Origin of the sequence: Methylosinus sp. Sm6 (genome assembly GCF_019802345.1) — a bacterium.
Taxonomy (GTDB): Bacteria; Pseudomonadota; Alphaproteobacteria; order Rhizobiales; family Beijerinckiaceae; genus Methylosinus.
In genome coordinates, this window is sequence record NZ_JAINDZ010000030.1 from 1 (window position 1) to 13293 (window position 13293).

A 13293-nucleotide genomic window follows, 5' to 3' on the forward strand; every position below is an offset into this window, starting at 1 on the left:
GTCAAAAACCATAGGCGCTGTTGCGCAAAGGATAAGGCGAGCGGACCCGTGCGGTCGACAAGCGGGATCGGCGGCAACTCCGCCGATGCGGAACGGATAATTTGACGAGAGCGAGCAAGCTGCAACAAACGTTCTCGATCCCGAATCGACAAATTCTTCATCGTCATATTAGCCACCGCATTCCTCTATATATATTTACCATTGTGTATTCGGCTCATATTTGTGGCTCCGCTGGAAATAAACGGGCGAGTTCTAAAAATAGCACACAGGTGGCTTCCTCGGCGAAGATGATCGCGCAAAACTGATCGTGTTGGCGCGCGACGGGTCGGCGCGGTCTCGCGTGACGCGGCGGGCCAACGCGCTCGTGCTGCTGGACGACGGGTGGAGCTGCATCGAGGTCGCCCGCGCGCTGCTGCTCGATGACGACACCGTTCGCAGCTGGCGCAAGCTCCTATGAGCAACGCGGGATCGAAGGTCTGAAGCTTCAACATGGGCGGGAGCGCCGGCTTTTTGAGCGCCGCGCAGGAAGAGGCGCTGAAGGCCTTCGTCGGCGCGACGCTGCCGCGCTCGACGCGCCATGTCGGCGCGTTCATCCTGAAGGAGTTCGGCCTCGTCTACGAGAGCCGCTCGGGGTTGATCGTGCTGTTGCATCGACTGGGGCTGGTATATCGCAAGCCGATCATCATCCCGCGCAAGCTCGATGAGAAGACACAGAAGGCCTTCATCGACAGCTATGAAGACCTGTTGAATTCCATAAGCGACGACGAGGTTGTCGTGTTTGGGGACGCCGTGCATCCGACCCATGCGGCGCGCTCGGCCGGCTGCTGGGCGCCAAAGGACCAGAAGCTCGCAATCGAGCAGACAAGCGGGCGTCAGCGCATCAACATTCACGGCGCCGTCAATCTGGAAACCGGGGAAACCCGGATAATCGAGGCCGTGACCGTCGACGCCCTCTCGACCATCGCGCTGCTGGAAGCGCTCAAAGCAGTGTATCCGTTGATGGCGATGATCCATGTTTTTCTCGACAATGCGGCCTATCACCACGTCAAAATCGTGCGCGAATGGCTGGCCCAGCCAGGGCGCCGGATCAAGCTGCATTTCGTGCCGGCCTACTGCCCCCATCTGAACCCGATCGAGTGGCTGTAGGGCCTCATGCACAAGCATCTGACGCACAACAAAACCTACGCCACATGCGCGGAGTTCGCCGATGCGACGCTCGAATTCCTGCGCGAAAAAATTCCCCGAACCTGGGATGAGTTCAGCGATTCGGTCACCGATAATTTTCGCGTCATCAAGCCGAAGGATTTTCGGGTTGTGAGCTGAACGGAGTATAAATAAAATAAATATCGATTTCCACATGAATTCTCCGTCAATTCATAGGTGCAAAAGAGCTATCACTGCGCGCGTCACGCCTACCCAGAGTTCTTTGAGACGCTGGATGCGCCGTGAGCTTTGCATTTTCATGCTTCCAGTTCAAGCGCTCAATTCTTTTTTTGTCGTGATTGCCCAGGTTCGTTGATGACGTCAAATTACGCGGAGGGCCTGGAGCAACGCGTCGGGGCTGCAGGTGAGGGTTTGGAGGATGTTCCAGCCCTGTTTTCTGGCGGTGGAGATGACCGATTGGATCGTGGCGAAATCTTCGGACGACGGCGTCGTAACGCCGTTTTATGCGCGCGACGAAGCGAGGCTTCAGGGCGACGCCGCGCTCGCGTGCGAGATTGGTCGCGTGACAGGCTCGGCGCAGCAGGATTTGCATCTGGTGCGCCCAATCTTCCTTCTCGATGTCGATCGGCGCTTTCAGCTCGCGCAAATGATGCGCGTTGCAGAGCGCGTGCCGTACGCCGTCCATCGTATAGTAGGGCTTCCAATGGTCATGCACGATGACGCCGACGACTTCGACGATATCGCTCAGCAACGCGCCGCGTTTGGCGCAAACGCGATAGAACGTCGGCAGGCTCGTGCAGGCCACATGCAGCCATTGCGTCTTGCCGCCGATGCGAAAGTCGGTTTTGTCCATGTGCTTGACGTCGGCTCTCGCGACGCGATCACACAGCGCCTCCGCAAAATCCTTCAGCCTCGACGCGCAAGCGCGGCTCATTCCGGCGATGGTCGCGCAGGACAGGCCGACGCCGAAGAGATCCTGCATCAATTGCTTCAGCCGATCCTCGGCGATGAATTGATAGTGCAGCAGATAGACGACGAAAGCGGCGATGCGCGCGCCATATTGAACGGGCGCATCAACGCCCTCGGGAAAGGCGGCGCGCGTGGTCTCGCCGCATCGCGCGCAACGGCAGGCGTGGGCGCGGCGCTCCGTGATTTCGAGCGGTTGCGGTTCGGGCAGATCGAACACTTGCCGCGCGGCGTGCCCTTCGCTCATCTCCGACGTCAGCGCCGCGCCACAACCGGCGCAAGCTTGCGGGTGGTGATCGACCACGATGTCGGGCGTCGCCGACTGGCGCAGCGTGTCTCCCTTATGACCCTTCTGCCCACCGGACTTCTTGCCGGACGGACGATGAAGGCTCGCCGTGCGCGTCGGCCCTTTCGGCCCGTCGGACGACGGCGGCTTGGAGCTGTTGGAGCTGTCGAGCCCGAGACGGCGCTCGAGCTCGGCGACCCGCGCCTCCAATTTGGCGATCGCCTGCAACAAGGCGGCGTTCGAAGCCAACGCTGCGGCGAGAGCCGCCGCAAGCTCGTCGCGATCCGATTGATTCGAAGCCGGCGTCATCCAAAACTTGACTCACGGCGGTCCGCCTCGCGTCAAGCAATTTTTTTCGTCGCCGAACCTGGGCAGTCACCTTTTGTCTCGCAACTCAATTTGGCAAAGAGGTCTTCCCGCGCCACGACCAAAGGGATAAATCGATCGTCCAGTTGAACCGCCAGTTTTCTTGCGATCGCCTGATCTTCTTCAGCGCTGTGACGATAGGGCCGCGCGCTCATAAGCAACGTGGCCTCGTCGTGATCGATATGACGCATTTCCGGCAGTCCAGGCAGTCCGCGTGTATCGAATAAGATATAGTGGCCGTCATGGGGGCAGAGCTTTAATTCCGGACGTTGCCGATATCTTTGTTCCCAGGCTAAAGACCAATTTCGAACCTGGTGGCTCAACTCTCTCATTATATCTACATGAATATGTGTATCGCTCGGGTAATCGCCAAGAAAACGGTAGGCGATCTTGCTCACATCAGCATCCGCCGGGAATATGTCGCTGTAAACGGGCAGTGGACGGATTGTTGTAATATTGTGCGCATCCATTTCATAGAAATATGGACTGAATCGGTCCAGGCTGAGATGCCCAAGGCCATTGGGTGGCTGCAGATGAACAATAAGCGGAATAATATCAATAGTTTCTTGATACGCCGCCAGATCATCGTTCGGAAAACCACACAAAATATTCCATATTATTTTCACTCCAGTAATTCTTCCATAGCGCAAAACCATAATATTGCGACTCGAAGATACCCCTTTGCGCATAAGTTTTAACAGGCGTGTCGACAATGCTTCTATTCCTGGTTGTATAAACTCGACGCCGGCGGCTTTTAGAGAGCGCATTTCGTCAAATGACAAGTTGGCTTTCTGTTCATAAAATATCCTGACTCCTGGAAGCTCCGTCTGGATTCTCGGGATAAGCGTGCGAAAATATTCACGGGGCATTATATTGTCAGTCATCGCTATCGTCTTACTCGGGCTAGCGCTCAGCAGTGTTTTCAGCTCAGAGAAAATCGTGTCGGGCGATTTGCTGCGGAAGGCCATTCCGTCGCCGTTAAGGCCGCAAAAAGTGCAATGACGCTTCTGTCCCCACCAACATCCTCGGCTCGTCTCAAAAGAAAGGTGACAGAAGCTGGCCGGGGCCGCGAGAGGCAGAAACGAACGACGCTGCGCAAAAAACTGATCATATATTACAGGAGGCAGAGAATTCATATCGGTACGCGGCGCGCCCTGAATTATTTTTGATTGCGAGGGCGAGCCTTTCAATATTTCCGACAAAAAAATGGAAAATGCATCCTCGCTTTCTCCAGAAAAGAAATAGTCGACGCCCGTATCGAGCGCAGCGAGGCCTTCCGCCATTTCGCCTTCGCAGTTCGCTCCCCCCAGAATTGTCGTGATCGATGGGTCGAGCTTTTTCACGCGCTTCAAAATCGCCACACTGGCCGTGGTCTGCTGAAACGTCGTCGTGCAGCCCACAATCTTGTATCCCGCGGCCAGGATCTTTCGCGCAACGAGATCGATCCATTCAGGTGCGGAAGACTCTAACCGCCGCATTTCTCCGAGCGTGAGCGGGTTTTTGCGCCCGCGCTTGTCAGCGGCCGAGTCAGGGTAGAGCGCGCCGTAACGTTGACCGTGATCGTCTCCGAAAATTCGTCTAGGATCATACATATGCTCCGCGCCGAACCCCAATGCGGGCATGTCGAATGCGCATCTTGCAAAAAATCGTTCGGAAGCGAGGCTGAGAGACTCAGCGCTGATTCGCTCATATTGTCTTTGTCCAATCCAGGACGCAAAGAGCAAGTTCGCGTAGAAAACGTCCACCCCGACATCGTCGCGGCACCCGCAGGCTTGCAACAGATGGGCTGCGAGGGATGGGTACCACAGCGAGGCAAATGGCGGTACGATCAATAAGACCTCGGAGCGAGGCGCAAGCGGCAGCTTGAAACGCCGGGTCGCGCCGCGTCGCACCACGCACCCGGTCGCATGCCGAATCGTGTTACCCGCATCTGACACAAAATTGACCAGCCGTTCTAGTTGTCGCCACAGCGCATCGCGGTCGATGTCCAAGTCGCTAACCGGCTCAACTCGCATGGACAGAAATTTTTTCGGAGACGCACTTTCTTCTATGAAGCGAATTCCCATAAACTCCCCTCCATAAATCGCACTCGGATTGAAATGCGCCGATCTTTTCGGACGGAGAAAATTTGAGTCTGATTTTTTTTACAGGTCCTATATCTTAGAGATCGGTGATTTTAAAAGCGCGTTTTTCAGGCATGTCACGCTAACTGGCGGGTAGGCTGCGGTGGGACTATTTCAGCGGCCGTTGGTCGAGACGACGACTTCGTCGAGATGCCAGTGGCCTGCCCCTATTCGGCGGTCCGGGGCGATGTCACGTAAACTCGATTCTGGCGCGCTGACGCCGCGCAGGCCGATTTCAAGGGTTTTGTCGCGAATTTTTGACACGGGTCGGTATGGGCTATGATCGCAGGCAGCAGAGCAGGCGGAATAGCGTGATGATTGATTTCAAAGGCAGCCCTTTTGAACGCGAGGTGATCCTTTGGGGTGTCCGCTGGTATGTGGCGTATCCGATGAGCTATCGTCAACTCGAAGAAATGATGGAAGAGCGAGGCGTCGAGGTCGACCATTCCACGCTCAATCGCTTGGTCGTCAAATATGCGCCTTTGCTGGAGAAGCAGTTCCGTGCTCGCAAGCGCGCGATCGGATCCAGCTGGCGTCTCGATGAGACCTACGTGAAAGTCAAAGGCTGCTGGAAGTATCTGTATCGGGCGGTCGACAAGGCAGGCGCGACGGTGGACTTCCTGCTGACGGCGAAGAGGGACTGCAAAGCCGCGTTGCGCTTTTTGCGCAAGGCGATCGGTCAGCATGGCGAGCCGGAGAAGATCACGATCGACAAGAGCGGCGCCAACACGGCAGCGATCGAAAGCTACAATGCGGAGCATGAAGTGGACATCGAAATCCGCCGCATCAAATATCTCAATAATATTGTCGAACAGGACCATCGAGCGGTGAAGCGAGTGACGCGGCCGATGTCGGGTTTCAAATCATTTCGATCAACTGCTGCGACGCTCTCGGGGATCGAGCTCATGCATATGATCCGAAAGGACCAGTTGCAGACCAGGGGCGAATTGCGTCCAGCCCAGCAGTTCTATGCCCTCGCGGTGTGAGCCGCGCCACTCTCACACGCTCGCGTCGCCTCCATAGACAAAATTTGCGACACAACCCGATTCGATCGTCGGCATGTCGCCGAGCAGCACGATCACGCCATCCGCCTCGCGCGCCTCGGCGAGCCCCGTTTGCAGAGACGAGGCCATGCCGCTTCGATGCCGGGCGTTATGCGCGAACGTCACTGGACGATCGCCGAGCGCAGCGGCGATACGCGCATGGTCCCAGCCCGTCACGACGATGGTCTTGGTCGCTCGCGAGCCGAGCGCGGCGTCGACGGCGCGGCGGATCAGCGGCCGCCCGCCGAAATCTTCGAGCAGCTTGTTCGCGCCCTGCTCGTCGAAGCGCGCGCTTCGCCCTGCCGCGAGCACGATCGCCGCGATCACGCGACGTCTTTCACGGCGGCGCTGCTGCGCAAAGGCTTGCGCTTGCGCGCGAGAATCATCTCCGCGAGGATCGAGACCGCGATCTCCGCCGGACCGAGCGCGCCGATGTCCAGACCGACCGGCGCGCGGATGCGCATCAGCGCGTCGCGCGAGAGGCCGCTCGCGGAGAGGCGCTCGACGCGGCGCGCCTGAGTGGCGCGCGAGCCCAGCGCGCCGACATAAAAGCATGGCGACGCGAGCGTAGCGCGCAGCGCGGGATCGTCGATCTTCGGGTCGTGCGTGAGGACGACGGTCGCGGTGGATGCGTCGAGGCCGATCTCGGCGAGCGCCTCCTGCGGCCAGCGCGGATCGAGACGCGCATCGGGGAATCGTTCGGCGGTCGCATAGGCGGCGCGCGGATCGACGATGGTCGTCTCGAAGCCGGCGATCCGGGCCATGGGCGCGAGCGATTGAGCGACATGCACGGCGCCGATGATCACGAGCCGCGGAGCCGGTTCGCGCCGTTCGATGAACCATTGTTGAGCCTCATGCGTGGCGACGCCGCTCCAGCCGGCAAAAGCTGCGAGCGGATCGCTGATCTCGATGACGCGCGCGACGCCGCCGTCGAGCGGCGTGGCGATCGTATGCGCGCGCCGCTCCATGATCATGCGCAAGGAGGCGTCGAGCAGCTCGGCGGCCGAGTCATCGAGCTTTTGCACGAGCACGCAGATGCGCCCGCCGCAGGAGAGGCCGACGCGCCAGGCGGTTTCGTCCGCGACGCCGAATTCGAGAGGCCGCGCGACGCCATCGGCGATCACGTCGAGCGCCGCGACAATGACGTCATTCTCGACGCAGCCGGCGGAAACAGAGCCGACAAATGCGCCCGTCTCATCGACCACGAGATGCGCGCCGACCGGCCTCGGCACCGAGCCGAAGGTCTCGATCACTGTGGCGATCGCGACCTTGCGCCTCGCGAGACGCCAGTCCATCGCTCGCCGCAACAGCTCGGCGTCGTCATCCGCGCGCATCGTCAATTTCCGGGCGCGAAAGGCGTAAAGCCGCTTCTGTTCGGCATGTCGATCTTGGGCAGGCTCACCGCGTCGATGGCCGCGTCTTCCGCTATCACGCCTTTGAGATGCAGCAGATAGGAGGTGACCGCATAGACCTCTTCGTCGCGCAGCGACTTCGGCGCATCGAAGGGCATCGCCCGGCGCACATAGTCGAACACCGTCGTCGCATAGGGCCAATAGCTGCCGACCGTCTTGATCGCCGGCTTGTTACCCTTCAGCGTGTCGGAACCGCCGACGAGCCGGTCGTTCGGCTTGCCTTCGCCTTTTTCGCCATGGCAGGCGACGCACCTCGACTCGTAGACGAGGCGTCCTTCGCGCGCCGTGCCCGAGCCGGGCGGCAGACCGATCCCATCGGGGCCGACGCTGATGTCGAAGCGCGCGATCTCGTCGATCGTCGCGGAACGTCCGAGTCGCGGCCCTTCGGCGCGCGCCCTCGCGCAAGCGGCGAGCAGCAGCGCCAGCGCGATCGACTCACGCATAGTCATGGCCGACCTTCCCGCCCGGCGCCACGCCCCAGCTGGCGATGGCGTTGAAGTGATAGAGCGCGCGCGTTCCGCGGCGCGCGAGGAGCGCCTCGCGCGTCGGCTGCGCATTGCCGGCTTCGTCGGTCGCGCGGCTCTGCAGGACGGCGGGGCCGCCATCCCAGCGCCAGGCGAGGCGGAACCGGGCAGCGCCTTCGAGAGAACAGGCTGCTGCAAGGCGGCCTCCGTCCAGCTGCGGCCGCCATCGGCCGACACTTCGACCTTGGCGATCCGCCCCGAGCCCGACCAGGCGAGGCCGGAAATTTCATAGAGTCCCGGCTCCTTCAAGGACAATTCGGGGGAGGGCTGCGTGATCACCGATTTCGCCTCCATGGCGAAGACGAATTGCAGCGCCGGGCCGTCGGGCCGCAGCAGCGTATATTTGGCGGTCTCGTCGCGCGTCATCGCCGGCCGCTCGACGAGCTTCAGGCGGCGCAGCCATTTCACCTGCATGTTGCCTTCATAGCCCGGCAGCAGCAGGCGCATCGGATAGCCGTTGGACGGTCGGATGCGCTCGCGGTTCTGAAAGAGCGCGATCAGCGCGTCGTCCATCGCCTTGGCGAGCGGCACGCTGCGGCTCATCCCTGACGCGTCGCCGCCCTCGGCGAGCACCCAACGGGCGGCGTGGTCGACGCCCGCCTCCTCCAGAAGAAGGGAGAGAGGCACGCCGGTCCATTCGGCGCAGGAGAGGAGGCCGTGCAGCCGCTGCGCATCGGCGTCGAGCGGCTCCCTCTGATAGAGCTGCGCGCTGTTGCCGCCGCATTCGATGAAGGCGATGCGTGATTCTATCGGATAGCGCGCCAGCGCTTCGAGCGAGAAGACCAGCGGCCGCGCGACCAGCCCATGGATGAGCAGGCGGTGCTTGTCCGGATCGAGATCCGGCGCGCCGCTATGGCTGCGCTCGAAATGCAGGCCATTGGGCGTGATCGTCCCCTGCAGTAGTCGCGACAGCGGCGTGCGCGAGGCGCCGGAGCCCGACGCATTGGGCGGATTGGCGAAGACGCGCGTGACATTCGCCTCGAAGCGCGAAGGCTGGCCATAGGCTGTGAAGGGCGCGCCCGGCGCCGTCATCCACGGCTCGACGGCGAGCGCTTCGGCGCGCACCGGATCGGCCGCGCCCGCGGCGCCGGCGATGAACGCCCGTCGATGCAGGAGGCCATTATCCGCCGCCGGCTCGAACGCTTGTGTGGACGCTCGTCCTCGCTTCATCTCTTCCGTCTCGAGACATCACCATCCCGGACGCCGCTTTGGCGAGACTGCGTTGGCGTTGCGTGCATCTTGAATCATCCGATCGAAACTCTACCGGTTAACTAGATATATCCTGCGCGAGGCCGGGCCGACAAGCGCGAAACATGCGGCCGCGCGCCCTGTCGGCATGGGGGCCTTCAGGTCGGCGCGCTGTCCGCCAGCCGCACGCTCCGCTGTTCGTTGACGGCCGTAAAAGACCACAGAAAAGTACGTTATATCAGCGGGATATGCGCAAGCTGGCCCGTTTCTGCAAGGCGCGTGCGAAGACTTGAACCGCGTCGAGGTCGTTAGGATTCTGTTAACCCTATTGTTCTTGCCAGCCAGAGAGAATCGGACATAATGGCGCTAAATTCGCCGAAAGGGCGTTCCTGGCGCTATTTGACGAGATCGGGCAGGCCGTATGCTTCCGACATTCGAATTCGACGATAAGATCCTGGCGCAAGGCGCCGAGATATCGCGGAAGCTCAACCAGCTCCGTTTGGAGAAGTTTCCTCCGAACGCAAAGAAGACCCTGCGTCAATTCTCGATGGCCGAGGTGGCGCATTATTTGGGCGTAGTTCCGAACAACCTGAAGCGGCTTCACCTCGAGAAGAAGGGTCCCGAGCCCACGATCGCCGCAGGGGGGCGTCGGTTCTATCACGCCGAGCAGATGATCGAGCTGAGGCAATATTTGGACAAGAATGGTCGCTCTGACGCCAAGAAATACGTGCCGCATCGAAAAGTCGGAGAGAAGCTGCAGGTTATCGCAGTCGTTAATTTCAAAGGTGGATCCGGCAAGACCACGACGGCCGCGCATCTTGGTCAACATCTGGCTTTGACCGGGCATCGGACGTTGGTCATCGACTTGGATCCGCAGGCGTCTCTCTCTGCCCTGCATGGGTTCCAGCCAGAAATCGACCGCAACCCGTCACTCTACGACGCCATTCGTTATGACGAGGACAAGACGCCGATCCATGATGTCGTTCTGGCGACGAACTTTCCGTCTCTCGATATCATTCCTGCCAATCTGGAACTGCAGGAATATGAATATACCACGCCGCTCGCGATGCAGGGTTCGAAGGAGGGCAAGCGGTTTTTCGCCCGGCTCGGGAACGCGCTCGAGGAGGTGGACGATCGCTATGACGTCGTCATCATCGACTGCCCTCCCCAGCTCGGATATCTGACCCTGACCGCGCTCGCCGCCGCAACATCCGTATTGATCACTGTGCATCCGCAAATGTTGGACCTGATGTCGATGAGTCAGTTCCTGCTCATGCTCGGCAATATCACCAGGACCATCAAACAGGTCGGGGCTCGCGTGCAGATGGACTGGCTGCGATACCTCATCACGCGATACGAGCCGACGGATGTGCCTCAAGCTCAAATGCTGGGGTTCATGCAATCCATGTTGGCCGAGGAAATTCTGAAAAGCCCGATGCTCAAGTCGACAGCGATCTCCGACGCCGGCCTTACGAAGCAGACATTGTATGAGGTCGACAGAGCGAACTTCAACCGCGACACCTATGATCGAGCGATCGAGTGCATGGACGCCGTAAATTTCGAGATCCAAGGCCTCATTCACCAGGCGTGGGGGAGGCTGTGATGTTGACGGCCGTCAAATCAGCAAAAACCCGATTTTCTTTCAATCAACTAGATCTGTGAGGAGGATGAATCGTGGCTCGAAAAAACCCATTCGCCAACCTCATGGATCATGGTGGCGTCGAAGAAAAGACCCCTGCCCTCGACTATGCGCTGAAAGGCGCCTCTCGTTCGATTTTGAGCTCAATCGACGAGTTGGCTGCCCGAGCGGACAAGCTCATGGAAGGCGAGACGGTCGTCGATCTCGACCCCGACAGCATCGATGTATCGTTTGTTCGTGATCGACTCGACGAAGATGATCGTGAGTTCGATGAACTCCTGGCGGCTATTCGCGATCGCGGGCAGGATTCGCCGATCCTGGTTCGACCACATCCTTCTCAGCCTGGTCGTTACATGATCGTATTCGGCCATAGGCGCGCGCGCGTCGCGAAGATGCTCGAGCGAAAAGTTCGCGCCGTTATCAAGGAGCTCGGAGACCGGGAACACGTCGTCGCTCAAGGGCAGGAGAACTCGGCCAGAGCAAACTTGTCCTTCATCGAGAAGGCGCTGTTCGCCGCAAAGCTCTCGCGGCTGCGGTATGACGAGGACAACGCCACGATCCTCACCGCTCTTGCGATCGACCGAACGACGCTTTCCAAAATGCTCTCGGTTGCGAGCTTGCCCCAGAAAGTCCTCGAGGCGATCGGGCCGGCAAAAGGGGTTGGACGGGATCGTTGGTATGAGCTCAAGGCGCTTCTCGAACGGCCCGGTTCAATCGATAGCGTGCTGGCAACGATCGAGGACGCTGGGTTTTCCGGCCTTTCCAGCGATGAGAAATTCAACGCGATCGTGGCGCGGCTCAAATCCAAAAAGTCGACGAACCGCGCAAGAAGCGGACAGCCGTTGAAGTGGGCATCCGAAGATGGAGTGCTGGCGGCTGAAATGAAGGCCGAGGGCAAGCGCTATACGGTGTCGCTGAAAGCGAAAGGTCCTGACGCGAAAGCGTTTGGAGAATATCTGTCGGAACGATTGGCCGATATGTATCGAGCGTACAGGCAGGAAAAGACAAACATCGATAACGGAGACTGAACCGCAAAAGAAAAAGGCCCCCGAAACGTAACGCCCCGGAAGCCCCTTCTCAAAGTTCGCACCTAAGAGAATCACACTTCCGTGAATCGCTGTCAAGAGTCGGCGCCGTTTTGGTGAGCGGATTTCTTTTGCCTGAACGAGGCAAAAGTTTATGCAGACACGTCCAACGACGCCCTTCGGGCGGCGGCCGCTGTCGCTCGCCATGCTGGCGAGCCAGACCGCGACCGAGGATTTCGCCGCCAAGCCGGGCGCATCCGAAACCGTCGTGCACAAATGGCGACTGTTTCGAGCGCTCACCGAAGCCAAAGAACCGCTCGGCGTCACCGAACGCGCGCTCTCCGTATTGCATGCGCTGCTGAGCTTCCATCAAGAGACCGCTCTCACTTTGTCGTCGAATGAGTCGAAGTCGGCGGAAGCGGGCTCTGCCGGCGGCGGCATTGTCGTGTTTCCCTCGAACAAGGAGCTGTCGATCCGCGCGCATGGCATGGCGCCGGCGACGCTGCGGCGGCATCTCGCCTGCCTCGTCGACGCGGGCTTGGTCATCCGTCGTGATTCCCCGAACGGCAAACGCTTCGCCAGAAAAGGGCAGGGGGGCGCTATAGAGGACGCTTTCGGCTTCGATCTCGCGCCGCTCGTGGCGCGTGCGGATGAAATCGAGAATCTCGCCGAGGAGGTGCGGGCCGAAAACCGGGCGATGGCGCTGCTGCGTGAGCGGATCACGCTGACGCGGCGGGACATCGTCAAGATGATCGAAACCGGAGAGGGGGAGGGCGTGTCCGGTGATTGGGAGAGCTTTCACTTGCGCTATGCGGAACTCTCTAGTCGATATGCGCGCCGGCTCGCACGCGTCGATCTGGAGGCTTTGGCGCGCGCCCTCGCCGCGCTGGCCGCGGAAACACACAAGCGATTGGAAGCGCACATAAAAGTTCAAAATATGAGCGGCAATGAGTCTCAAACTGAGCGTCATATACAAAATCAAACCACAAACATTATCGATCTTGAACCTCGCCTTCCAGAAGGCAGGGCCGATCCGTTCGAGCCAAATCTCGAAGCAACACGTGCTCCGATCGAGGGAAGCGCTGAAACAGCCGTGCGGAATTCTCGCTGCCAGGATCCTAAACCACCAGTGCGAACCTATCCGCTCGGCATGGTGCTGGACGCATGTCCCAACATCGTCGATTACAGCAAGGGCGGCAAAATTTCTTCTTGGCGGGACTTAGCATGCACCGCGGCGACGGTGCGCTCGGCGCTCGGCGTTTCGCCCGACGCCTGGGCGCAGGCCTTGGAGGTCTTGGGCGAGCATGACGCGTCGATCGTTATTGCTGCGATCCTGCAACGCGGCGAGGAGATCAAGAGCGCCGGCGGTTATTTGCGCGTCTTGACCGAAAAGGCGCGGGCAGGGGAGTTCTCGCTAGGGTCGGTGCTGATGGCGCTGTTGCGCGGCAAGGCTGCAAAGATGGCGCGCGCGCGGAATGCGGCAGGATGAGGTCAACCCTTCGAACCCTTGACGCGACCCCTTTATGGTGGCGCCTGAGCGGCATGGAGAAGCGACGG

At 59.9% G+C, this 13293-nt stretch carries 13 protein-coding genes and 1 pseudogene; 7 read left to right on the forward strand and 7 right to left on the reverse strand.

Annotation, left to right across the window (positions count from 1 at the left end; genetic code table 11):
* Window positions 1-340 precede the first annotated feature (340 nt).
* Genes K3F48_RS17790 through K3F48_RS17800 form a run of 3 tightly spaced genes read left to right on the forward strand, consistent with a single transcriptional unit; the run spans window position 341 to window position 1323 of the window.
* Window positions 341-457 carry a helix-turn-helix domain-containing protein gene (locus K3F48_RS17790; protein ID WP_222576777.1) on the forward strand — a complete coding sequence of 39 codons (117 nt, stop codon included), beginning with the start codon at window positions 341-343 and terminating at the stop codon, window positions 455-457.
* A 53-nt stretch (window positions 458-510) separates the two neighbouring features.
* On the forward strand, window positions 511-1146 hold the full coding sequence (locus K3F48_RS17795) for an IS630 family transposase (protein WP_222576778.1): 636 nt from the start codon (window positions 511-513) through the stop codon (window positions 1144-1146).
* 6 nt (window positions 1147-1152) lie between these two features.
* On the forward strand, window positions 1153-1323 hold the full coding sequence (locus K3F48_RS17800; RefSeq protein ID WP_222576779.1) for a hypothetical protein: 171 nt from the start codon (window positions 1153-1155) through the stop codon (window positions 1321-1323).
* Between the two features lie 46 nt (window positions 1324-1369).
* Here K3F48_RS17800 and K3F48_RS17805 read toward each other — a convergent pair whose 3' ends face one another.
* The 3 genes from K3F48_RS17805 to K3F48_RS17815 all read right to left on the reverse strand — a co-directional run bounded on the left by K3F48_RS17805 (window position 1370) and on the right by K3F48_RS17815 (window position 5169).
* Entirely contained in the window at window positions 1370-2725 is a 1356-nt protein-coding gene (locus K3F48_RS17805; RefSeq protein ID WP_222576780.1) for an IS66 family transposase, read from the reverse strand.
* A 32-nt stretch (window positions 2726-2757) separates the two neighbouring features.
* Window positions 2758-4848 carry a RiPP maturation radical SAM C-methyltransferase gene (locus K3F48_RS17810; protein WP_222576781.1) on the reverse strand — a complete coding sequence of 697 codons (2091 nt, stop codon included), beginning with the start codon at window positions 4846-4848 and terminating at the stop codon, window positions 2758-2760.
* Between the two features lie 171 nt (window positions 4849-5019).
* Window positions 5020-5169 carry a hypothetical protein gene (locus K3F48_RS17815; RefSeq protein ID WP_222576782.1) on the reverse strand — a complete coding sequence of 50 codons (150 nt, stop codon included), beginning with the start codon at window positions 5167-5169 and terminating at the stop codon, window positions 5020-5022.
* Window positions 5170-5219: 50 nt separating this feature from the next.
* Between K3F48_RS17815 and K3F48_RS17820 the strand changes: the two genes are divergently transcribed.
* Window positions 5220-5891 carry an IS6 family transposase gene (locus K3F48_RS17820; RefSeq protein ID WP_222576783.1) on the forward strand — a complete coding sequence of 224 codons (672 nt, stop codon included), beginning with the start codon at window positions 5220-5222 and terminating at the stop codon, window positions 5889-5891.
* 12 nt (window positions 5892-5903) lie between these two features.
* Here the strand turns inward: K3F48_RS17820 and K3F48_RS17825 are convergent, their stop codons facing one another.
* The 4 genes and pseudogenes from K3F48_RS17825 to soxC all read right to left on the reverse strand — a co-directional run bounded on the left by K3F48_RS17825 (window position 5904) and on the right by soxC (window position 9054).
* Window positions 5904-6275 carry an NTP transferase domain-containing protein gene (locus K3F48_RS17825; RefSeq protein ID WP_370631446.1) on the reverse strand — a complete coding sequence of 124 codons (372 nt, stop codon included), beginning with the start codon at window positions 6273-6275 and terminating at the stop codon, window positions 5904-5906.
* Entirely contained in the window at window positions 6272-7282 is a 1011-nt protein-coding gene (locus K3F48_RS17830) for an XdhC family protein (protein WP_222576784.1), read from the reverse strand. Before K3F48_RS17830 ends, K3F48_RS17825 begins: the two co-directional genes overlap by 4 nt.
* A 2-nt stretch (window positions 7283-7284) precedes the next feature.
* Entirely contained in the window at window positions 7285-7809 is a 525-nt protein-coding gene (locus K3F48_RS25000) for a cytochrome c (RefSeq protein WP_222576785.1), read from the reverse strand.
* Window positions 7796-9054: pseudogene (gene soxC, locus K3F48_RS17840) on the reverse strand (sulfite dehydrogenase). The gene K3F48_RS25000 and the pseudogene soxC overlap by 14 nt, the downstream one beginning before the upstream one ends.
* A 439-nt stretch (window positions 9055-9493) precedes the next feature.
* On the opposite strand from soxC, the gene repA reads away from it, so the two are divergent.
* The 3 genes from repA to repC all read left to right on the forward strand — a co-directional run bounded on the left by repA (window position 9494) and on the right by repC (window position 13225).
* A complete protein-coding gene (gene repA, locus K3F48_RS17845) occupies window positions 9494-10675 on the forward strand; it encodes a plasmid partitioning protein RepA (RefSeq protein WP_222576786.1) in 1182 nt (393 codons plus the stop codon).
* 71 nt (window positions 10676-10746) lie between these two features.
* Complete coding sequence (repB, locus tag K3F48_RS17850) at window positions 10747-11739, forward strand: plasmid partitioning protein RepB (RefSeq protein WP_222576787.1); 993 nt, start codon at window positions 10747-10749, stop codon at window positions 11737-11739.
* Window positions 11740-11890: 151 nt separating this feature from the next.
* Window positions 11891-13225 (forward strand): plasmid replication protein RepC, encoded by a 1335-nt coding sequence (gene repC, locus K3F48_RS17855; protein WP_222576788.1) that lies wholly within the window; start codon window positions 11891-11893, stop codon window positions 13223-13225.
* Window positions 13226-13293: the final 68 nt, after the last annotated feature.